Here is a 20,790-nt window from a genome sequence, read left to right as displayed (position 1 = left end):
CTTACCTATGTATGTGTGTATCAATTCACCACATCGGAACAAAATAGTACGTTCGTTCTAATCTAACTAAGCAGAAGGCACTACTGCCTTTTACCCTTTACTTCGAATCCCATCCACAAAAACAGTCACACTGCGCTGAAAAAGTCCCTCTAACGCTATAGACTCCATCGTATACAAATATTGACACAGCCCGCCGAGCAATGTTCCGAACAAGAAACCCGTAGACGTAAGCTCCGCTTCAGTGAGATCGAATTCTCCGTTCTCCAATCCCAGCTTGAATATTTCATAATAAGCATGCATAGGCGTTGAAGCGAGCCCTCTCAGTTGTGCTACTGTCTCCGGTGAAGTCGCGGGGTTGCTGCCTAATTCCTGTCCAGCCTGCAAAAGCGGCGTTTTAAAGTTATTCTGGACGAAATGAGCCATCGCGTAGAGCTTCTCTACAGCCGTTCCATAATTTACGGAAACCTCCTCCCACCGTTCTTTCCAGGAACGCATCGTTTCCAGAGCGAGATAGACAAAAAGCTTCTCTTTATTTTCAAAATGATAATAAATATGCCCTTTGCTGCAGCCGGACTCTCTGGAAATATCAGCGATTGAAGTTCCGGAAAAACCTTTTTGCGCAAAGAGCCGCGCCGCTTTGTCTGCAATGAGTGACCGGGTCTCGTCACTATCATAATGCCTTTTATTCATAATACTACCATCCTTGATGAAATTGAACGAACGTCCTAATTAAAAGGATAAACCAGAGTTACATTTTATTCAAGATAAATCCATATTTCAGGATGCATTCCGCAACCAATTCCCCACTCCTTCGTCTGTTATTTATGGGGGTGTGAAATGAAGTCACTAAAACGATGGTTACTCGCTGTATTCAGCATGATGATGGCCGCTCTTATACTGTCAGGCTGCATGCCGGGTGGGATGCCGGAGAAAATGGGGCCGTACAAATGTTATTACGGTGATGTAGACTATGCTTCTGTCCTCCGATGGAATGACATTACCTACATGGATAATAACGACGGAGACATCAGCGGGTTGAAAACAGGAGACCGTATCGGTAAAATCAACTACCGCAAAGCCGATCATCAGTGTCCGCGCAATCCCATGCAGAATGGAGACGCCACAGTGCTGGAAGTGGGAACACCACTCTACGCAGTAAAAGGGTATAAAACCTCGGCCCGGTTAATGGCAGGTGAAAGGCTGTATGAGGCTACCGATAATCCGTCTGCCCAAACGATGAACGACCTGCTTGATATTGAAGGCAAAATCAAGACCGTCCGTTTTACCAGCGGCATGGACGGGAGTCCTCTGAAAGATTTCACACCTGAGGCTAACGCCGTATTTATCCGGGAGTATCCTAAGCTCAAATATATCCCGTTTGACCAGTTGTCGAAAGAGACCAAACAATGGGTAGGAGATAAATACTGGCTTGAAATTGAAATGACCGATGGCTCCAGCAGAAGAATTACATATAACACGATGTTCGAAGCCTTCCATCCTTCCTGTTATGCTACACCTGAACTTGCAAGACTGGTGGAAGAGCAGCGTAAGCTGATATATGTGAAATAACCCATCGGCTATACGCATAAGCTTCACGTTCGTTGCCGCCAAATTCTTCTTTGGCCTCATTCATTCGATGGTTATCAAAAGTATCAAAAAAACCACTCTTCCGCAAACGGCTTCGGCCTGCAGAAAAGTGGTTTTGTATTATATAAGGTAAACCCGAAGGCTAATGCCTCTCGGTTATTAATCCAGCTTCTTCAGCACGGCGATTTCATCGCAGGCATGCTGCTTCTTGCAGTTCACGCAATCGGTCCAGACCTTCTCCGGGAAAATCTCTTTCTCCACGACGGTAAAGCCGTTTCTGAGAAAAAAATCCACTGCATAGGTCAGCGCCATAATCTTGGGAATCTTCTGGCGTTTGGCTTCTTCCGTCAGCTTCTCCAGGATCATCGAGCCCACGCCTTTGCCTTTACCCTCATCACGCAATCCGATCGAACGGACCTCTACGAGATCAGCGCCCAGTCTGAACAGCGATCCGCAGCCGATGAATTTGCCGTCTAATTCGGCAATCACGAACTGGTCAATCTGGCGGGTCAGTGCTTGCCTGGAACGGGGAAGCATAATTCCGCTCTGAGCGTATTCTTCTATCATTAAATACAGCGGCTCTACATCCTCCACCGTAGCATTTCTGCATATCACCTTGTGGTCTCCCGCAGGAGCCGACTGGCGGACCTTCTCCGTTTTGACAAGCACTTTGACTCACCCCTTGTTGTTAATATGAATAAATATACAACAGAGTGAATTACAATTCAAGAGGTATTTTAAAATTAAACCTCTGTCAAAGCCCCGACAAATTCACCGAAAACATCGTTCCCGAACAGGATACCCTGCTTGCTTAGACGATAGATGTCTCCATCCTGCTCGAGCAAGCCGGCGGCAAGCATTTTATTCAGCGATCCTCCAAAAATATCCTGCAGCGACTTCCCGAACTGTGCCTGGAACGCTTGATCCGACACACCCTCACGCATGCGTAGGCCAACCATCATGAAGTCCTCCATCGCCTCCTGCTCGGAGACCCTGAAGCTGTCCAGACGCGGCAGTCCCTTAAGTGAAGCTTCAATGTACGGATTCACACCCTTGATATTCATATGCCGCTGCCGTTTCACATATCCATGCGCCCCGGCCCCTAGGCCATAGTAATCCTCATTACGCCAATACGTAATATTGTGGCGGCTCTCCATTCCCGGCTTGGCAAAGTTGCTGATCTCATATTGCCCGTAACCTGCAGCTTCCATAGTAGACATCAGCAGGAGATACATCTCCAGTTCATCCTCTTCGCTGGGCAGCGGAAGCTTGTTCTTGTTGAAGAGGGTATGGAACAGTGTATTCTCCTCGACCTTGAGGCTATAAATTGAATAATGCGGCAAATTCAGCTCCAGTGCCTTGGTTATACTCTCCCTCAGCATATCGACGGTCTGGTTCGGCAGTCCGAACATGAGATCTACCGACAGATTATGCAGACCCACACTGCGCGCGTTCTCCAGACTGCGGTAGACATCATCCACGTTATGAATGCGCCCAATGCCGCTTAGCAGTTCATTCTGAAAAGCCTGTACGCCAAAGCTGACCCGGTTGACGCCGCCTTCCTTCATGACTGCAAGCTTATCTTGATCTGTGGTACCAGGGTTAGCTTCCATAGAGAACTCTATATTCTCATCCCACTGGGGGAAATGTGTGCGGACCGATTTTAGAAAATAGGCCATTTCATCCGGCTTCAGCACCGTAGGTGTTCCCCCGCCGACAAAAATCGTCTTGATCACACCAGGCGGAGTATTCTTCACCGTAAGTTCCATCTCCCGGTCCAGCGCTTGCAGGTAATCCATGACCGGCTGATCCTTCAGGACGTAGGAATTGAAATCGCAGTAAAAACATTTATTGGTGCAGAAAGGGATATGAATGTATACGGCCTCTGGGGGACGGCCATTATTCAGGTTTGTCATAGCTGTCTCCTTTGTTCAAAATTATTAAAATATATATCTATATAGATTGAACTTGTGATTGTTCTACTTCGGGAATGGTCGTGACTACTGAGAATGTTTGGACTTCCGGCCGCTGTTGTCTGCAGATTTCTTGATTTGTACCGCTGTTCGCGGTGGAAATCCGCAGACAAAGGCGGACGCATTCGCTCCTACAGTTCCAAACTTCTCTTCCGCCACTTTTCCCTGGTTGTATATTTCAAAGTTCAAGCTATTTAGCCAGAAAAGGGAAGCCATCAGGCTTCCCGTCAGAACACACTAGCGATTGTTACTCAGTACGAGCCAGAGCTCGCCTTACAGCTACTCGTCAATCTTAAGCACCGCCATGAACGCTTCCTGCGGCACTTCAACGCTGCCGACCTGCTTCATGCGCTTCTTGCCTTCCTTCTGCTTCTCCAGCAGCTTCCGCTTACGCGAAATGTCACCGCCGTAGCATTTGGCCAGCACGTTCTTGCGCATCGCCTTAACGGTCTCGCGGGCCACGACTTTTGTTCCGACAGAAGCCTGAATCGGCACCTCGAACATTTGCCGCGGAATGATCCCGCGCAGCTTCTCACAAATGATGCGGCCGCGGTTATAAGCGCGGTCACGGTGGACGATGAATGACAAGGCATCCACCTGCTCATTATTTAGCAGAATGTCCATCTTAACCAGGTTCGACTGGCGGTAGCCCGATACTTCATAATCGTAGGAAGCATAGCCTTTCGTTCCTGATTTCAGCTGGTCAAAGAAGTCATAGACAATCTCGGACAATGGAATCTCATATGTGATGGTGACGCGGCTTGTGTCCAGATACTCCATATTGACGAATTCACCGCGTTTGTTCTGGCACAGCTCCATAACCGTACCTACGTAATCATTCGGCACAATGATTCCGGCTTTGACATACGGCTCTTCAATATAGTCGATCGTGCCAATCTCCGGATAATGCGACGGGTTGTCGATCTGAATGATCTCACCGTTGGTCAGCTTAATGCGGTAAATTACGCTTGGTGCCGTGGTGATCAGCGGCAGATTGAATTCACGCTCAATCCGCTCCTGAATAATCTCCATGTGCAAGAGTCCAAGGAAGCCGCAACGGAAGCCAAAGCCCAGCGCGCTTGAGCTTTCCGGCTCAAAGCTGAGAGAAGCATCGTTGAGCTGCAATTTCTCCAGTGCTTCGCGCAAGTCATTGTAATCCGAGGTTTCGATCGGATAGAGACCACAATAGACCATCGGGTTGATCTTGCGGTAACCCGGCAGCGGCTCCGGTGTCGGATTCTTGGCATCTGTTACGGTATCACCCACGCGGGTATCGCCGACATGCTTGATTCCGGCTACGATGAAACCAACATCACCGATGTTAAGTTCGGATACGATGCTCATACGCGGCATGAACGCACCGACCTCAATAACCTCAAAGGTCTTGTCCGTTGCCATCATCTTAATCTTCGAACCGGCGCGGATACTGCCATCAATAACACGCACATAGACGATAACACCTTTGTACGGATCATAGTGAGAGTCAAAAATCAGCGCCTTCAGCGGTTCTTCGGAATTTCCGGTGGGTGCAGGAACCTGCTTCACTACCTGTTCCAGAATTTCCTTGATGCCGATACCGGCTTTGGCGGAAGCAAGTACTGCTTCGCTGGTATCCAGTCCGATGACATCCTCAATTTCCTGCTTCACCCGGTCAGGATCAGCATTCGGCAGGTCAATCTTGTTGATAACCGGCAGAATTTCCAGGTTGTTGTCCAGCGCCAGATATACGTTGGCCAGGGTCTGGGCTTCAATTCCCTGTGCAGCGTCTACCACCAGAAGTGCGCCTTCACAGGCCGCAAGACTGCGGGAAACTTCATACGTGAAATCGACATGCCCCGGTGTGTCAATCAGGTTGAGATAATAATCCTGTCCATCATCGGCACGATAGGTCAAGCGCACAGCCTGCAGCTTGATGGTGATGCCGCGTTCGCGCTCCAGATCCATCTGGTCCAGCACCTGCTCCTGCATTTCGCGCGAAGTAAGCGCGCCTGTGTATTCCAAAATGCGGTCGGCCAGTGTCGATTTACCATGGTCTATATGTGCAATAATCGAGAAATTGCGGATTTGTTGTTGTCTTTTCTGAACGTCAGTCATTCCTTACCCCCACAGACAGCCTAATGTTAATCCACTTATTATAACAGTACGCGCTTCACCCATCAATCCCGCCTGCCCCGAACGCTCCAAGAAAAGGTCTGCGGCAGAGAAAAAAGCGGATTCTCCATCCCCTGAGGGAGGTGAATCCGCTTTTTTGAACGAATCAAGAATTCACATGGGCCGCATTGCGGGGTCCGAGTCAGTCTATTTCTCCGCGGAATCGAACAGCGAGACCACCCAGCGGATGCTCTTTTGTGACGCTTCTTGCAGCAGCCCCGCTGTTTTGTCGGCAAGCTTGTCCACTGTGGGCTTCTGCTCTTCAGGGATAAGAATCTGTTCCGGACTCATACTGCTGTAGTCCTGAACCTCCTGCTGCGGCAGATTGCCGGCTGCGCTCTGGCCCGCAGGGGTTTGCGGCTGCACCGGGACAACCGAGTACGCGCCAGTAACCGGGTCTACAACCACAGGAACATACATATAGGCTTGCCCGCCTTGCGTCAAACCTGCCACTGGGACAGAATGCGCCTTAGTCTTCTGGCCAGCAGGGGCAGTTTGAGCTGTCCCGGTTGCACCATTCCAGCCAGGCAGTACTGTAGAAGCATTTGTACCCAAGCTGCTGCTGAACTGCATGCCTGCCAATATGCCGATCCCCAACGATATGCCGACTACGACCAGTTTTTTACCAAACCGCGACATCTCATGCACTCCTTTCTACTTTACGAATCAGTCACTCTGCTTCCCGGTGTCTGCTCCGGCATCAGGTGCCGCCGCTTTCTCCGCATCATGGCTGCTCCAGTACACATCGGCGATAGCATCCGCCAAAATATCCGCCGTCCGCTTCAGTTCATCTGCAGAATTGTCGATACCGCCCACCTCAATTAATACACTGTTAGGAGAAAGAGTCTGATTATACTCACCATTATTGCCATTCCCGGAGGACTTGCCCCAGATGCCACGGGAAACACCCGGATAGTTTTTTTCGAGCAGCTGATGAATTTTGTTGGCGAACGCCTCATTCCTCTTCCAATCTTTATTCGCATGACCGAGGATAAAATACACCTGAGCGTAACTTTTTCCCTCTATGACGGCTGTGGTTTTGCCATGCCGCTGCGAATCACGATGGATATCAATCATTTCGTTCATTTCCTGGTTGGCACTTAGCACAGCCTTGACAGTCATTCTTGAATATTTATAGGAAAAGTTCCAATTATAATCCGGTACCTTTGTGGCGTAATCTTCTTGTTTATGAACAGTACCAATTCCGCGCTGCTCCAGTCTTTTGGTAATATATGAGCCTACCAGCATTACATTTTTGGAAGGTATAGCGGAGCTTGGATTGTCACTCTCTACCCCCAGCAGCGGATTATAGGCCTCGCGGGGATGGGAATGATAGATTAAGATCCGTTTGATCGAAGTATCCTGGCTGTTGCCGGGTGAGACCTGACTGTCGTTGCCGCCTGATGAATCCGGTGCGATGGAAGGCTCAGGCTGCGGCGCGGCCGTTTCACCGCCATCCGGCTCGTCCGATCCGTCACTCGCAGGTTCTGTTCCGCCTGACCCCGCTTCTGTTCCTGTCTCATCCCCTTTACCATTCCCACCGGTATCTCCAGTTGCCAGCTCATCCGTTCCCGGATGGTAGTCCGCGGGAGCATCCTTAGCCCCGCCAGAGCCCAGACGCAGCAGAAACGGATCATCCGCAGCCAGGCCCGGAACCTCACGGGAGAGCAGGCTTTTCGGGTCGCCGGGGTCCACACTGGTCAGCATCCGAAAGACGAAGGAGGTTACGTTTTTACCCGAAAATGCAGACGGCTCTTCACCTTTCGGCAGGTGGGGAACCTCCATACCGAGCAGTTCCATAAAAAACCCGCTGGATAAGGAAGCTGCCAACCCTTTCATTGAGGGAATGGGTGAAGAGTTCAGCTTTTGACCGGCCAATCCACCGGCTCCAAGCAGCATAAAAAACACAAGCGAACCTCCGGCCAGCAGCAGCATTGTTCTCCCCAGCGACAGAATATCCAACAGCTTCCCCCGCAGCCGGCCGATATTCCATAGCTGAAACCATTTTCTGTTCATTATTGTTATGTCCTCCTCCAGCCCTCTGTAATCTCTTATACTCCCAATCTATGAGCGGAAGAGGAATGGTAGAACCTGAAATGAGAGAAAAGGAAGACCTGTTTAACCAGTCCCTCTTAATAAAGTATTGTTCATCCAGCAAAAAAAAAGCCCAACCGCAGCCGGCAGGCAGACTGGGCAGGCATAGTATACCGAAGGGCAGTTCTCAGTGGGTATACGCCCCCACGTTGCCCGGATCCACAGCTTCATGCAACGCAGCATTCAGTCCGCTGGCTACGATGTTGGCGATTTCTTCGATAAATTCATCAATTTCCTTCGGCGTAACAATCAGATCATGTCCGAGCGGTTCCAGCACTTCTTTGACGAGCGACAGCCGTTCCTGTTCAGAGATGTCGTCCAGCATGCCCATAATTTCTTTGGTGTGGGCGGCTCCGGCTCCAACCTGCCCGAAATGCCTGCTCATCATCTCCAGCACATTATTCACGATGGTTGAAGCATAGCAGACGGTAGGAACGCCGATCGCAATACAGGGAATCCCGAGAATTTCCTTGGTTAGCCCCCGGCGTTTATTGCCAATTCCGGAACCGGGATGGATGCCGATATCGGCGATTTGAATGGTCGTATTAATTCGTTCCAGTGAACGGGATGCCAGTGCATCTATCGCGATAATCACGTCGGGCTTCGTACGGTCCACGATTCCCTGGACCACTTCACTGGATTCAATACCGGTCAGCCCCAGCACACCTGGTGCAATTGCGCTCACCTTGCGGTAACCCGGAGAGACTTGATCGGGAACCAGCTCGTAGAACTGGCGTGTAACCAGCGAATTCTCCACAACGAGCGGTCCCAGTGAATCCGGAGTCACATTCCAGTTGCCAAGGCCGACAATCAGCACCGACGAGTCGCGGTCAATACCGATTCTGTCCATGAACTGTTCAAATTCTCTGGCAAAAACCACGGATACCTTCTGCGAAAGACCAGTGTCGCCGCCGCGAAGTGCCGGAACCTCCAGCGTCACGTAGTTTCCTATGGCGCGTCCAATGGCCTGTGAGCCTGCATTATTCGCTACAGCAAGACGGGTGACCTTAATGCCATCCGCTTCCTCTACCTCTTCGTTTACACCGGGAATAGGCGTTTTTTGCGGTCCCTGAGCCATCTCTTTGGCTTCCAGCGCCAAATCTGTGCGTACCGAATATAGCTGAAGATCCAGTTCCATTATTAGTTCAGCCTCCTTATCCATATTGATGATAGTGTGCGAGTGAAGGCCTTGCTTTATTCAAGCCGAAATGGGTTAAATTAAAAGCATTAGTCTTGCATTTTGTGTGCGGTCATGCTAAACTATTTTAAGTTGTGAATCATTTGATGATTTCGAATGTCTTTCAGGAGGTGAATGCAATGCCAAATATCAAATCCGCGGTAAAACGCGTCAAGACGGCCGAAAAACGCCGTGCACTGAACGCTTCCCAGAAATCCGCGCTTCGTACAGCTGTGAAAACTGCTGATGTAGCTCTGACTGGTACTGAAGTGGAAACTGCTCAAGCTGCTTTCCAAGCTGCTTCCAAAAAGCTGGACAAGGCTGTAACTAAAGGCCTGGTTCATAAAAATGCGGCTGCCCGCAAAAAATCCCGCTTGGCGAAGAAATTGAACGCTCTTAAGGCTCAAGCCTAAGCCAAGGGCGACATTAATAATGAGCACTATAAGAACCTGACCGCTATGCTGCATACGGTTAGGTTTTTTTGTTTTTCAGCAGAAATAGCCAACAAAAGCCTGCCCGTTAGCGTTCATACGCTGCGGAGCAGGCTTTTGTTGTTATTACAATCTTGAGAAATCACCGGTTCACCTTTAGGCTCCCAGCCGTAACATGAACATCTCCAAACCTAGCACCTTGTCGATAGCCCCTGTCTTCATCTGGTAGTCCAGGTCAGCCAGAAAGCTGAGAATCTGCCGCAGCCGCTGGCTCTCGAACTTATGAGCTTGTTCACCGGCAAGCTTGACGGCATACGGATGCAGCCCCAGTTGGGAGGCGATCTGGCCTTGTGAGTAGCTCTGGGCAGACAGATCCTTCACCTGCAAAATCATCCGAAACTGCCTCGCAATCAGCGCCGCAATCTTAATAGGCTCTTCACGCTGCTTCAGCAGCTCATAGAGTGTATTCAGCGCCTTGTCCAGGCGCAGATTGGCGATATCCTCTACCAGCGTGAACACGTTCTGTTCGGTCCCGCGGTGTACAAGGCTCTCAATTGCTGCGGCGTCCACGGTCCCGCCCTTGCCTGCGAACAGGCTCAGCTTGTCCATTTCCGCCGACAATCCCTGTAGCCCTGTTCCGGCATTGGCCACAAGAGCCGCAGCGGCACCCGGTGCCGACACGCAGCCCCGGTCCCGCAATCCCTTCTCGACCCAGCGCAGCAGTTCCTCTGCGCCTAAAGGATTGAAGGCAAGCACAGTCCCAGCAGCCTTGGCTGTCTTAACGATTTTTTTCCGTTCATCCAGCTTGTCATTATTGACCATGAAGACGATCACACTGAACTCTGCCGGATGCTGCATATATTCACTGAGAACTTCTATGCGATGTTCGATTTTGGCATTATCTTTTCCTGCAGTGAACAGGGAGGCGTCACGCACCAGCAGCAGCTTCCGCTCCACCATAAACGGCACAGTCTCCGCTTCTTCCACAACCGCCTGCACCGGCGTCTCGGAAAGATCAAAGGGAATGACAGCAAAATCCCGGTCCTCTTTGGCAATCAGATGATCCTCCAGAAAAGCCGCAAATTCATTCATCCGGAACTTCTCGCTGCCGTACAGTACGTAGAGTGGCGAAACATTTCCTTGTTTGATGTCTTTGGCCGCCGTTTTGGCATCCATTCCGCCACTTCCTTTTCCATTTCAGTCTTTGAATATTGTAACAAAAAAGCATCTTTAAACATAGACATCTAGTGGAGACGGCAGATATCTGCGCAAAAACGGAGCAACTCCGGCAGCATTGCCAAAGTTGCTCCGTTTCCGCGGCGCATCTATATAAACGACGGTAGGAAAAGCTCTAGAAACTTTCCAGCCGACGGTCATACCGATGGTTCTCACGACCCTGTAGCTCCTGTCCTCTTACTATAGTATATTCCTATACCGAGTAAAAAGTTCCACTCTGCGATTATTTTGTAGACGTTGCCGCGTCCGGAGTAGCCGCAGGTGCTGTAGAAGAAGCTGATGGTGAACCGGATGGTGCCGCAGATACTACCGAATCCGGGACGGTATAGCTCTTGGTCATTTGATTGCCGTTCTTCAGGGTCACATAAGTGAACACACGGCTATCTTCCGACCATTGGCCGGACACCCATTCCCCCTCCAGGGGAAGTGATGTCAGCACCGTCCAATCGTCTCTCGCAGCGCCTTCCGGTATGGCATAGAGTACAAGCTGCTGTCCTGCGAGCTCAGCGCCAAAACGACCGTCAGGCGATGTCAAAGGCGAGGGTGCGACCAGTGCCGAGCGCAAGCCCATCACCCCGGCTTCTTCCGATGAAGGAAACTGCTGCGACTCGCTGATGGAATTATTCGCTCCGGCTTCGCCTTTTGGCGGGCTGTCCTGAGAATCCTTAGCTCCGCTGGTATCCGGACCAGAAGTGCTAATCTTCATATCCTCTACCGCAGGTGTGGCAGGGTCCTTGTCAGGCTCCGCTATGATCTGCCGCTTGAAGGATGCCGGCTGTTTGGTTGGGTCAGGTGTAACCGCCGGGGAATCCGGAGTTGGTGCCGTAGATGAAGTCACCATCTCATCAGCACCGCCGGAAGTATTGTTCCCGGAAGCCGAAAACGTATTATTTTTCTGTTCTGTAATCCCTGCCGCCCTATCTGCGCCATTTACGCTATCCCCGCTGCCGTCCTGTACTGCACCCGGTTCAGATCCTGCCGCCTCTTCAGTCTTTTGCATAGTCTGTCCAGAGTTTGTATCTGCAGTCTGATTGAGTGCCACATCCACATCTGCTGCCGGCATACTGTCAGGCATGTTAAAAATAGCTATAAGCAGTATCACTGCCGCCGCCACTGCGCCGATGCCTGTCCGTGTTGCCAGGGATGAGCCCTTGGAGAATTTGCCACGGGTGCTTTTACGGGTGAACGGAACAACCTTCGATTCTTCTGTACTCGTCATGACCGGTTCCTGGTCGGCACTACGATCCAGCTCGTCAAGCCGAGGCAAAATCGAATCAACCAGACTGAAAGGTGGCTTCACGTCCGGAAGCTGCTCAAGTTGCTGGGAAAGCACATTCAGACGGTCAAAAACATCCGCGCACGAGGGACAATTGTCGATATGACGGAACATTTCTATGATTTCTTCTTGGCTTAAGTCATGATCCAGATAGCGGTGCATCCATTCCATCACCTCCGCGCATTTCATCCTGATACACCACCTTTCTGATACTCCTGAAGTCTATTCTGCAGTTGCTGCCTAGCCCTGAACAGGTACGATTTCACTGTATTCAAGGGCAGGTCCAGCGAATCTGCAATCTCGTTGTAAGAAAAATCCTGCAAATACCTCAGTACGATTACCGTACGGTGATGTTCCGGAAGCTGATCTATCGCCTCCCGTATATCCTCTGCCAGATAACCGGACAACACTTCACGTTCCACATTATGTGTATCCGGAAACACCATCTCATGTTCATCAATGGAAACCGTTGGTTTCGTTCTTCTGAACTTATCAATACATATGTTGGTCACGATCCGCTGTACCCATGTTTTGAACTGGGCTTTTTCCTCGTAAGAACCTATTTTGGTATACACGCGGATAAGCGCCTCCTGTGAAGCATCCAAAGCATCCTGTTCATTATGCAGAATGTAGAAGGCCGTCTTATATACATGCCCTTCAATTTCTCGCAATAGGGTGATTAGAGCGTCGCGATCGCCCGCTTGAGCGGCTCTGATGAGTCCCTGCTCCACCACGAAGGTTCCCCCTCTCTATGCAATCTTACTGACGCGCAAGACTGCGAATTTGTTGCAAGCCTGTAATCAATTTTTTCGGTATCCATAATCCTTACTAAGCATACAGGGGAAGCTTCAATCATTCAAATACTCTTTTATAGAAAGATTGTAACAAAAGTGAAATCAAAAAGATGCAAAACAGCCGGCCTGTACCCTTTTAAGGTGCAAACCGGCTGCTGTGTAAATGAATCTTTGTAGAGTTGTTAATGAGTGCGGGATTTAAGCGCCCTTAATTTCCTTGAACTTCGCCACATACTTGGCGGCAAGCTCAGTGATCTGGTCGTAGCGGCCTTCCTTGGCTGGAGCGGTCAGGTTGCCACCGATGCCTACAGCGATGCAGCCGTTTGAAATCCATTTTTCCATGTTGTTCAGATCCACGCCACCGGTAGGCATAATGTTGACATGCGGCATGGGTCCTTTAACGGCTTTGACATAATCCGGTCCGAAGGCGCTGCCCGGGAACAGCTTCAATACATCCACACCCAGCTTCAGTGCTTCTTTCATTTCATTGAGTGTCATGCAGCCCGGCATATACGGGATACCGTAGAGATTACACATTTTGGCGGTTTCTTCTTCAAAAGAAGGACTGACCACAAATTCCGAACCTGCCAGAATAGCGATTCTTGCCGTAAGAGGATCAAGTACTGTACCTGCACCGATCACTGCTTGGCTTCCGTATTCGGCTACCAGCCGTTTGATTGCTACGTCGGCATCCGGAGTGGTAAAGGTTACTTCAATGTTATTCAGTCCACCTTCGATGCAGGCTGCGGACATTTTGAAAGCATCGTCTGCATGGTCGGCGCGAATTACAGCTACCACGCCAACGTTTGTGATGTTCTGCAATACTTTTATCTTCTTCATTATAAATCTCCCTTTCGTTAAATCCTTGATATTTAGAATATTAATTTAGATAAACAATTTTATCTAATTTACTAACCAAAAGCCAAAACCTTATAAGAAAATAGTAATAACAATGTCTTCTTACGTCAATATGTTTTTATGTGAACAGAACGTATAATTCTCTCAACAACCACAAAAACCCTTTTATAATAAGGGATTATTCACCCTATCCAATGTGATCATATTAAAAAAATTCATTTGAGCGAGGGGTGTCTTATTGTAGAAAACCGATTTATATGATAATTTCAAATTACAAATCATTTATACAGGGGTTGTAAGCTACCCCGAGGAGGAAATATTCATGAGCAAACAGCTGAATGCAGTTACATTCGGAGAGCCGATGGCTATGTTTTATGCTAATGAGGCGGGGCCGCTGCACGAGGTTACTTCTTTTTCCAAAGCGCTGGCCGGTGCAGAGAGCAATGTAGCTACCGGATTATCACGTCTTGAGCACAAAACCGGGTATGTAACGAAACTTGGCGAGGACAACTTCGGCCAATTTATAGTTGGTGCGCTGAATAAAGAGCAGATTGATACCGGCAGCATCACGTACACCAAAGAATTCCCAACCGGCATGCTGATCAAATCCAAGGTGCTGACCGGAGATCCCAAGGTTGAATATTTCCGCAAAAATTCCGCGGCCTCCAAGCTGAGTCTGGCCGATTTCAATGAGGCGTATTTCGCTTCCGCAGGGCATTTGCACGTTACAAGCATCTCTTCGGCATTATCGAAGACCTGCCATGAATTCTCGCTGCATGCCATGGAATTTATGAAGAAGAGCGGAAAAACCGTCTCCCTTGATCCGAATCTGCGCCCAACCCTCTGGCCGGACAAAGAAACCATGGTAAACACCATTAACGATCTGGCTACACGCTGCGACTGGTTCCTGCCGGGCCTCAGCGAAGGCAAAACCCTTACAGGCCTTGAGACTCCAGAAGAAATTGCCGGCTATTACCTGGAGCGCGGTGTATCGCTGGTGGTTATCAAGCTCGGTCCTGAAGGCGCATATTACAAAACGGCTGCCGGTGAAGAAGGTTATGTCGACGGCTTCAAGGTAGAAACCGTTGTTGATACTGTGGGCGCCGGAGACGGCTTTGCAGTCGGTGTAATCAGCGCGATGCTGGAAAAGCTGACCGTAGCCGAGGCCGTGAAACGCGGTAATGCTATTGGCGCACTCGCCGTGATGTCTCCCGGAGACATGGATGGACTGCCTACCCGCGACGGGCTGGAAAAGTTTATGAAGGCAGGCGTGTAAGCAGGCTGCTTCCAAACAAGTGCTGCACTCTATATGCACACCCATCCCTAGAAACAGCTCATACTATAAAAGCCCTACACAGTCTTTGACAGACCGTGTAGGGCTTTTTCCCATGATAACGCCGGGGCTTATGAACAAATCGTTTTACTTGGTTGGCGTTGGAGCCTGTACGGATTGCCCCGGCTGCAGCGCTGGAGGGAACCTGTACGTGATCGGCATGGCGTCCCCCTGATCCTCAATCAGAGAAAGCATGATTTTGGCGGCTTGCATTCCCATCTCATAGGCAGGCTGCCGGATGGTTGTGATAGCCGGATTGTAGATCCGGGCAAATTCGGCGTCATCAATCCCAATCACCGACCATTGGCCGGGGATTGCAATGGAATGGCGGTTCGCATATTTCAGGATTTCCCCCAGCACCAGATCGTTGGCTGCGAGCAGCGCCGTCGGCGGCTGCGGCAGGTTTAACAGCTCATCCAGCGCAGAAGCAATAGCCTCTCTTGGCACACTGCGCACGTACTCATCATTCATCCTGAGCCCGGCTTCCTCCATGGCCTTTTTGTAGCCGCTCATCCGCTCCTTACGGGGGGTGATCGCATGCTCGCCAAGCGGGAGCGACAAGATGGCAATATTCTCATGGCCCTTCCCGGTCAGCTCTTTGATGGCTGTTTTGACGGCCATTTCGTTGTCAAGCAGCAGACTCTGGGTCGTGATCCCTTCTACCAGCCGGTCCATGAATACAAGCGGATATTCCGCTTCGATCAGCCGGGTATAGGGAGACGGATGGTCTCCGGTCGGAAAAATAATCAACCCGTCCACCTGGCGGGCCACAAGCGCCTCTACATGTGTATTTTCTTTATCCGCATTCTCATCGCTATTACAGATGATCACCTGGATGCCATGGCGCTGCAGCTCATTCTCGATCGCCCGGATGCACTGGATGGACAGCGAATAATCGAGATTCGCCACAATAATACCAACCATATGCGTGCGGTTCTGCTTCAGGCTGCGGGCTAGCCCGTTAGGCTGATAATTCAGCTCCTCGATTACGTCGGCAATGCGGTTTTTGGTCGCTTCGCTCATATATTTGAACCGTTTATTCAGAAATTGCGAGACCGTGCTTTTGGATACTCCCGCCTTTTGGGCGACATCTTCAATCGTCAGCTTCTTCATCTTTTCCGCTCCACTCTATATAGAAAATACCGGCTTTCCCAAACCGCTCGGCCAGAGCGAATTCACGCAGAAAAGCCATACTTTCCGAACTCACTCAGAAAGTATAGCTTTTTTTTAGTAAATTATCTAGTAATCATTATTGAGATTAGTGGATAAGCTATTTACTAGGTGTTGCAGACGGCTCGATCTTCTGGCCGTATTCTTTATACCACCAATCGTAGAACCACTGCTGGCCGCTCCGTATATTGATCGCTACCGTACGCTCCTCCCCCTTTACTTCATAATGGGCCACGAAATAATCCTCATGGGTATCCATAGCAATTGCGCTATTATGAATCTTAGCAGGCCGTTCTTTCTTCTCCATGGTGATGGTCCCTGTGAGCACCTGTGACTTCCCGGTTGCAATGTCCAGAAGCTTGCTATGCTGCGTATATCCACCTTTTCCATCCTCAGTATAATTGACCAGCAGTACTTCCTCCCTGTCCGGATCAATAGCCATGAAGGAATAGTATAAAGATAAAGTAAAAGATGAATCAAATGCCAGGAGTTCTCTGGGAACTATCAACTCTCCGGCTTCAACCTTTCTGAGATCTATAACGGAAAACCTGCCTGTGTTAGGTGTCCGCTCCGCACCCAGCGTATAAGTGCTGTGGGAAAACAGAAGGTAATTCCCGGCGCCATAGATGTATCCTAAATCAAAATAGGTCTGTGCCCCGCCTGCATACAGCGGAAAAGTATATATTCTTTTGGCTGTAGCGGCTGACAGCTCCAAATGGCCTATGGGGGTCAAATACAGGGTGTATGGTTCTGTGTTATGTGTATATTTCGGCTTCATGTAATCTACCATTGGCGGTGGAGGTGACCATACAATCCCTGCAGATGTCTCAACAGCAAAAGCCCGCGACTTATTTCGATCAAGCGGCATAGGCATATAGTACTTCAATCCGCCGATTTCAAAGTCTGCGGAGCTCATGTTCAACCCTAATCCCTGTGAGGCCGCTGAAGGGGAGGGTGTGGGCTGAACCGCCGCACCCGTGGTCTTCTCCCAGAGCGAGGACAGCTGCCCGGCAACATTCCCTTTGCCACCCAGCGGCCAGATCAGAACACCGAACACCATGAGAGCGGCCAGGCAGGTGAGGCCGTGGCTTTTGCCGGAACGGAATTTAGACTTCGCTTCCCCCTTACTGCCTGCAGCTGCTTCTATCCGTGCCATCAGCTCCGGGGTAAAGCCATCCTCTGCAAAAGGGCTGCGTCCGGCCTTGGCATACCAGTCTTTTGCTCCGGTCATTACCACATTGTCTTTCTCTTCATCTCCTGATCTCATAAGTCCTCCTCCTTCATCGCCGCTCTAACTTTGTCCCTGGCCCGCGCCAGCCTGGATTTGACTGTCCCTTGAGCTACTCCGAGCAGAGCTGACATCTCCGCCACAGACAAGTCCTGCTGGATATCCAGCACCAGCACCTCCCGGTGCTTATCCGGCAGCGCCAGGATGATCTCCCAGATCCGGCTGACCACATGGTTGCCTAGTGCTTCTTTTTCTGCGGAAGATGCCTGCCCGGGGCCTTGCCGGTCTCCAAGCGGACTGAATCTGTGCCAGAAGCTGTTCCGTCTGAAGCTGAACGCCGTATTGCGTGTAATTGTCAGCAACCAGGTTTTTATCGTAGATTGACCGCGGTACTTGCCGATCCCCTTGTACGCCTTCAGAAATACCTCCTGGCTGATATCATTTGCCTGCTCCCGGCTGCGGGTCAGAAAAAAAGCATAATGCCATACATCGGACCCGTAAGTCTCCATCATTTCCCGCAGCGTTATGGTTGGCGTATAGGCTACCGCATAAGGCAATTCTTTGCTCTGCATCTCTCTCACCCCTCGCCTAATAAGACTCTTCAGGCTGCAAATGGTTCCCTCCGGTTTCAGGAATAAATATAAAATCGTGGGCCAAGCACGGATTTCCCAATAAAAAAGCTAAGATCAAGGAGCCTGCGGCTCCAGCTTATGTCGCACGGTGATCCCCTCCGGCTGGACCTCCATCTGGATCTCACCCTGCAGATCGGTCCGGTACACAGCGGTGCTGCTGTCAGCCAGACGCTTCAACACATCGCCATTCGGATGTCCATAGAGATTATTAACTCCTGCGGAAATTACGGCTGCACCGGGTTTCCAGAAGTTCAGCCAGGCAGCGCCCGTTGCTGTTTTGCTGCCATGATGGGCTACTTTCAGCACCTCAATCGGGCCGCTGCTTCTGATCCCGGCCTCTGTACCACCAAGCAGAATCGCATCCTCCGCAGCCTTATCCATATCCCCTGTAAAAAGAAAACTGCGGCCGTTCATCTGCAGCCGGAAGGCGACGGATTCGTGATTCTGTTCCTCCACCTCCGGAAGCACGGCCTCCCCTGCCTTGTGCGGGTCCGGCCAGAGGAACATCAGCTCCGTCTTGTCATCCGGAGCGAGTACCTGCCCCTGCTGCACCGGATACAGCCGGACGCCTGCCGTAAGCGCTGTATTCATTAGCTTGCTGTAGTGCTCCCCCTTGGCCAATGTTCCATTGAACAGCAGTGCCGAGACGGGTAGTCCTTCAAGCACCGCCTGGAGTCCTCCAGCATGGTCCTGATCGCCATGAGTCAGAATGATGGCGTCCAGCCTGTGAATGCCCCTCTGCTTCAAAAGCGGCAGCAGGGTTTTGGCTCCGACCTCGAACGGGCTTCGGCGGACGCGCCATGCTTCCTTTTTGCCAAAGCTGACAGTGCCTCCACCATCCACGAGAATATGGGCTCCACCTGGGGTGGTGATCAAAATACTGTCGCCCTGTCCAACATCCAGATAACTCACCCGTCCGGCACCGCCCAGGTGCTCCGAGTGATAGCCCCGATACAACAGCAGAACCATTGCAGCTATACCGATTAGGATAGCCCTTCCGCTCCAGCGCAAGGAGTCCGGCATCTGAAAGTGCAGTTGCTCCGCATTACTCCCGGCTCCGCTCCATATCCCTGCACGCCTTATTCCTCTGCCATCCGCCGGTTGATCCAGCGCCGCCAGCGGCTTCGTTTCATCCTCCATGGCCTGTGGAGCCAGCCGCGCTTCTGTACGCCGCTGCATGGTGTAGAGCACACCATAGAGGAGGCCATAATACAACCCCATCCACAGCAAAGTAGGAGAACACCAGATCGTTACACCCCCGGACCATCCATTTGTCCACTCCACAGCGCGAAAAGTGGCATCATTCAGCAGTTCAGCAACATGAGCGGTTACACCGGCAGCCGTATCCCAGAGCCGGCTAAGCAGCAGTGCAAGTGTCCCCACTGGCAGCACCAGGAACGTAATAAAAGGGACAAATACCAAATTAGCAGCGAAGGAGAGCAATGAAAACTGATTAAAATAGAAGATGGTCAGCGGAAAAGACACCAGCTGTGCTATCAAAGTAACGGACACGGCACCGCCCAACCAGCGGGGCAGTCTGCGCAGCAGCGGGTTCACCAGAGGAACATAGATCATGAGTCCTGCCGTCACGAGAAAAGAGAGCTGAAAGCTTACGCTAAGCAACAGATACGGATTCCAGACCAGCATGATCAGCGCCGCGGCTGCGAGAATATTCATCCCGTCCTTCAGCATGCCGAACCGGGCAGCCAGCAGGGCAATCATACTCATGATGCCTGCCCGCACAATGGATGGCCCGGCACCGGACAGCAGCACATATACAGGCACTAGTAGTAGAGTGACAGTGAGGGCTGTCTCTCTGGTAAGGCGGCAGCGTCTAAGGATGAACAAGATCACGCCGACATACACCGCGACATGCATTCCTGAGATCGCCAGAATATGCGTCAGACCCAGCTGGGAGAACTGCTTGAATGTTTCCTCATCCAAATCGTCCTGTATGCCCAGGACCAGGCCTTTCATATATCCTGCATGCGGCTCTCGGAACAAGTGGTCCATCTCCGCCCCAAGGGCAGCCCGCACCGTATCGTTCCAGCGCAGAATGCTGGCAGGGCGCCAGGAGGCAGGAGGCGAAGCCTGTACGCTTGCCGTACCTTCCCCCTTGAGCAGCCAGTGAATTCTCTGCGTCAGCAAATAGGAGCGGTAATCATAACCGCCGAAATTCCGCGCCTCCCCCGGCTGCTCCAGCTCTCCCTGAATGACTACCCGATCTCCTCTCTTCCATCCGGCAGCCACAGCAATCTCCGGTTCAGCCTGAAGCTTGATTTGTACAGCGATCCGTTCGCCTGCCGCATCTGCTCCCGGGTCCCGGTCCGCCCGCTGATTCTGCGCAAAAACTTTTTCGCCGGTTCCGCTTAGCCCCATCCGTGACAGCTTCACCGTAAAGCTCACACGGTCTCCATCCCGCTCCACAGGGGAGACGATTACTCCATCCGCGCTTACATAAGACTCATTCAGCTCTGTCTCCGATTGTTCCCATGCACCCGGAAGCAGGCTGACATTTCTTCCTTCGTTCCATTCCCAGTACAGGGCAGCCGCAACCATTGACAGTCCTAACGCTACAGCGATTTTCCACCCGCTTCTCCCGCTGGCAGCACCGATTGCAAGCAGTAGCAGACCACCCGCTATGTACATTAAAAGCTCATGCCCCGAAAACAAGCAGCCTGCTACACTGCCCGCGACCCAGCACACTGCAAAGCTTAACAGCGGCCTTTTTTTCATCCATATTCCTCCTCGTATTTGAATATTGTAGTCCTCATAGCCGTAAGCGAACTGTGACTGTTACATGCGGATGCAGCCAAAAAAGAACCCCTGCATACGCAACAATCGCGTGTA

At 51.0% G+C, this 20,790-nt stretch carries 19 protein-coding genes; 3 read left to right on the top strand and 16 right to left on the bottom strand.

Going from position 1 to position 20,790, the window contains the following annotated elements; translation table 11 throughout:
- Positions 1–90: 90 nt before the first annotated feature.
- Positions 91–690 (bottom strand): TetR/AcrR family transcriptional regulator, encoded by a 600-nt coding sequence (locus A3848_RS18095; RefSeq protein ID WP_074086311.1) that lies wholly within the window; start codon positions 688–690, stop codon positions 91–93.
- A gap of 147 nt (positions 691–837) precedes the next feature.
- On the opposite strand from A3848_RS18095, the gene A3848_RS18090 reads away from it, so the two are divergent.
- Complete coding sequence (locus A3848_RS18090; protein WP_074086310.1) at positions 838–1,569, top strand: hypothetical protein; 732 nt, start codon at positions 838–840, stop codon at positions 1,567–1,569.
- Positions 1,570–1,746: 177 nt separating this feature from the next.
- On the opposite strand, the gene A3848_RS18085 is transcribed toward A3848_RS18090, so the two are convergent.
- The 6 genes from A3848_RS18085 to gpr form a co-directional block, all read right to left on the bottom strand.
- The gene (locus A3848_RS18085; protein WP_143186285.1) at positions 1,747–2,256 is read right to left on the bottom strand and encodes an N-acetyltransferase; all 510 of its coding nucleotides are present in this window, start codon (positions 2,254–2,256) and stop codon (positions 1,747–1,749) included.
- A 74-nt stretch (positions 2,257–2,330) separates the two neighbouring features.
- Positions 2,331–3,503, bottom strand: a complete 1,173-nt coding sequence (hemW, locus tag A3848_RS18080; RefSeq protein ID WP_074086309.1) for a radical SAM family heme chaperone HemW — start codon at positions 3,501–3,503, stop codon at positions 2,331–2,333.
- A gap of 336 nt (positions 3,504–3,839) precedes the next feature.
- Complete coding sequence (gene lepA, locus A3848_RS18070) at positions 3,840–5,654, bottom strand: translation elongation factor 4 (RefSeq protein WP_074086308.1); 1,815 nt, start codon at positions 5,652–5,654, stop codon at positions 3,840–3,842.
- Positions 5,655–5,858: 204 nt separating this feature from the next.
- Entirely contained in the window at positions 5,859–6,350 is a 492-nt protein-coding gene (locus A3848_RS18065) for a hypothetical protein (protein WP_074086307.1), read from the bottom strand.
- 27 nt (positions 6,351–6,377) lie between these two features.
- Positions 6,378–7,727 (bottom strand): stage II sporulation protein P, encoded by a 1,350-nt coding sequence (locus tag A3848_RS18060; protein ID WP_074086306.1) that lies wholly within the window; start codon positions 7,725–7,727, stop codon positions 6,378–6,380.
- Between the two features lie 205 nt (positions 7,728–7,932).
- A complete protein-coding gene (gene gpr, locus A3848_RS18055; RefSeq protein WP_074086305.1) occupies positions 7,933–8,943 on the bottom strand; it encodes a GPR endopeptidase in 1,011 nt (336 codons plus the stop codon).
- A gap of 179 nt (positions 8,944–9,122) precedes the next feature.
- Here gpr and rpsT point away from each other — a divergent pair, with 179 nt between their 5' ends.
- A complete protein-coding gene (gene rpsT, locus A3848_RS18050; protein WP_074086304.1) occupies positions 9,123–9,395 on the top strand; it encodes a 30S ribosomal protein S20 in 273 nt (90 codons plus the stop codon).
- A gap of 174 nt (positions 9,396–9,569) precedes the next feature.
- On the opposite strand, the gene holA is transcribed toward rpsT, so the two are convergent.
- The 5 genes from holA to A3848_RS18030 all read right to left on the bottom strand — a co-directional run bounded on the left by holA (position 9,570) and on the right by A3848_RS18030 (position 13,559).
- Positions 9,570–10,589, bottom strand: a complete 1,020-nt coding sequence (holA, locus tag A3848_RS18045) for a DNA polymerase III subunit delta (RefSeq protein WP_074086303.1) — start codon at positions 10,587–10,589, stop codon at positions 9,570–9,572.
- 54 nt (positions 10,590–10,643) lie between these two features.
- Positions 10,644–10,805, bottom strand: a complete 162-nt coding sequence (locus tag A3848_RS32405) for a hypothetical protein (RefSeq protein WP_167374627.1) — start codon at positions 10,803–10,805, stop codon at positions 10,644–10,646.
- A gap of 67 nt (positions 10,806–10,872) precedes the next feature.
- On the bottom strand, positions 10,873–12,114 hold the full coding sequence (locus A3848_RS18040; RefSeq protein WP_074086302.1) for an anti-sigma factor: 1,242 nt from the start codon (positions 12,112–12,114) through the stop codon (positions 10,873–10,875).
- Positions 12,111–12,659 (bottom strand): RNA polymerase sigma factor, encoded by a 549-nt coding sequence (locus A3848_RS18035; protein WP_074086301.1) that lies wholly within the window; start codon positions 12,657–12,659, stop codon positions 12,111–12,113. Before A3848_RS18035 ends, A3848_RS18040 begins: the two co-directional genes overlap by 4 nt.
- Positions 12,660–12,917: 258 nt before the next feature.
- Positions 12,918–13,559: a bifunctional 2-keto-4-hydroxyglutarate aldolase/2-keto-3-deoxy-6-phosphogluconate aldolase gene (locus A3848_RS18030; RefSeq protein ID WP_074086300.1), complete on the bottom strand. Its 642-nt coding sequence runs from the start codon at positions 13,557–13,559 to the stop codon at positions 12,918–12,920.
- Positions 13,560–13,899: 340 nt separating this feature from the next.
- Here A3848_RS18030 and A3848_RS18025 point away from each other — a divergent pair, with 340 nt between their 5' ends.
- Positions 13,900–14,853: a sugar kinase gene (locus A3848_RS18025; RefSeq protein ID WP_074086299.1), complete on the top strand. Its 954-nt coding sequence runs from the start codon at positions 13,900–13,902 to the stop codon at positions 14,851–14,853.
- A 144-nt stretch (positions 14,854–14,997) separates the two neighbouring features.
- On the opposite strand, the gene A3848_RS18020 is transcribed toward A3848_RS18025, so the two are convergent.
- The 4 genes from A3848_RS18020 to A3848_RS18005 form a co-directional block, all read right to left on the bottom strand.
- Positions 14,998–16,023 carry a LacI family DNA-binding transcriptional regulator gene (locus A3848_RS18020; protein ID WP_074086298.1) on the bottom strand — a complete coding sequence of 342 codons (1,026 nt, stop codon included), beginning with the start codon at positions 16,021–16,023 and terminating at the stop codon, positions 14,998–15,000.
- A gap of 157 nt (positions 16,024–16,180) precedes the next feature.
- Entirely contained in the window at positions 16,181–17,347 is a 1,167-nt protein-coding gene (locus tag A3848_RS18015; RefSeq protein ID WP_074086297.1) for a hypothetical protein, read from the bottom strand.
- Positions 17,344–17,880, bottom strand: coding sequence for an RNA polymerase sigma factor (locus A3848_RS18010; protein WP_074086296.1), 537 nt, complete (start codon positions 17,878–17,880; stop codon positions 17,344–17,346). Before A3848_RS18010 ends, A3848_RS18015 begins: the two co-directional genes overlap by 4 nt.
- A gap of 114 nt (positions 17,881–17,994) precedes the next feature.
- Entirely contained in the window at positions 17,995–20,676 is a 2,682-nt protein-coding gene (locus tag A3848_RS18005; RefSeq protein ID WP_074086295.1) for a ComEC/Rec2 family competence protein, read from the bottom strand.
- Positions 20,677–20,790 lie beyond the last annotated feature (114 nt).

Source organism: Paenibacillus sp. P32E (assembly GCF_001909085.1).
Classification (GTDB): domain Bacteria; phylum Bacillota; class Bacilli; order Paenibacillales; family Paenibacillaceae; genus Paenibacillus_AQ; species Paenibacillus_AQ helianthi.
This window is presented reverse-complemented; position numbering and strand designations above follow the sequence as displayed.

Excerpts from the sequence above, each read along its gene's own strand:
- A3848_RS18095 (WP_074086311.1), bottom strand. The coding sequence starts at position 690 with ATGAATAAAAGGCATTATGATAGTGACGAGACCCGGTCACTCATTGCA.
- A3848_RS18090 (WP_074086310.1), top strand. The coding sequence starts at position 838 with ATGAAGTCACTAAAACGATGGTTACTCGCTGTATTCAGCATGATGATG.
- hemW (WP_074086309.1), bottom strand. The coding sequence starts at position 3,503 with ATGACAAACCTGAATAATGGCCGTCCCCCAGAGGCCGTATACATTCAT.
- lepA (WP_074086308.1), bottom strand. The coding sequence starts at position 5,654 with ATGACTGACGTTCAGAAAAGACAACAACAAATCCGCAATTTCTCGATT.
- A3848_RS18065 (WP_074086307.1), bottom strand. The coding sequence starts at position 6,350 with ATGTCGCGGTTTGGTAAAAAACTGGTCGTAGTCGGCATATCGTTGGGG.
- A3848_RS18060 (WP_074086306.1), bottom strand. The coding sequence starts at position 7,727 with ATGAACAGAAAATGGTTTCAGCTATGGAATATCGGCCGGCTGCGGGGG.
- gpr (WP_074086305.1), bottom strand. The coding sequence starts at position 8,943 with ATGGAACTGGATCTTCAGCTATATTCGGTACGCACAGATTTGGCGCTG.
- rpsT (WP_074086304.1), top strand. The coding sequence starts at position 9,123 with ATGCCAAATATCAAATCCGCGGTAAAACGCGTCAAGACGGCCGAAAAA.
- holA (WP_074086303.1), bottom strand. The coding sequence starts at position 10,589 with ATGGATGCCAAAACGGCGGCCAAAGACATCAAACAAGGAAATGTTTCG.
- A3848_RS18040 (WP_074086302.1), bottom strand. The coding sequence starts at position 12,114 with ATGAAATGCGCGGAGGTGATGGAATGGATGCACCGCTATCTGGATCAT.
- A3848_RS18030 (WP_074086300.1), bottom strand. The coding sequence starts at position 13,559 with ATGAAGAAGATAAAAGTATTGCAGAACATCACAAACGTTGGCGTGGTA.
- A3848_RS18025 (WP_074086299.1), top strand. The coding sequence starts at position 13,900 with ATGAGCAAACAGCTGAATGCAGTTACATTCGGAGAGCCGATGGCTATG.
- A3848_RS18020 (WP_074086298.1), bottom strand. The coding sequence starts at position 16,023 with ATGAAGAAGCTGACGATTGAAGATGTCGCCCAAAAGGCGGGAGTATCC.
- A3848_RS18015 (WP_074086297.1), bottom strand. The coding sequence starts at position 17,347 with ATGAGATCAGGAGATGAAGAGAAAGACAATGTGGTAATGACCGGAGCA.
- A3848_RS18010 (WP_074086296.1), bottom strand. The coding sequence starts at position 17,880 with ATGCAGAGCAAAGAATTGCCTTATGCGGTAGCCTATACGCCAACCATA.
- A3848_RS18005 (WP_074086295.1), bottom strand. The coding sequence starts at position 20,676 with ATGAAAAAAAGGCCGCTGTTAAGCTTTGCAGTGTGCTGGGTCGCGGGC.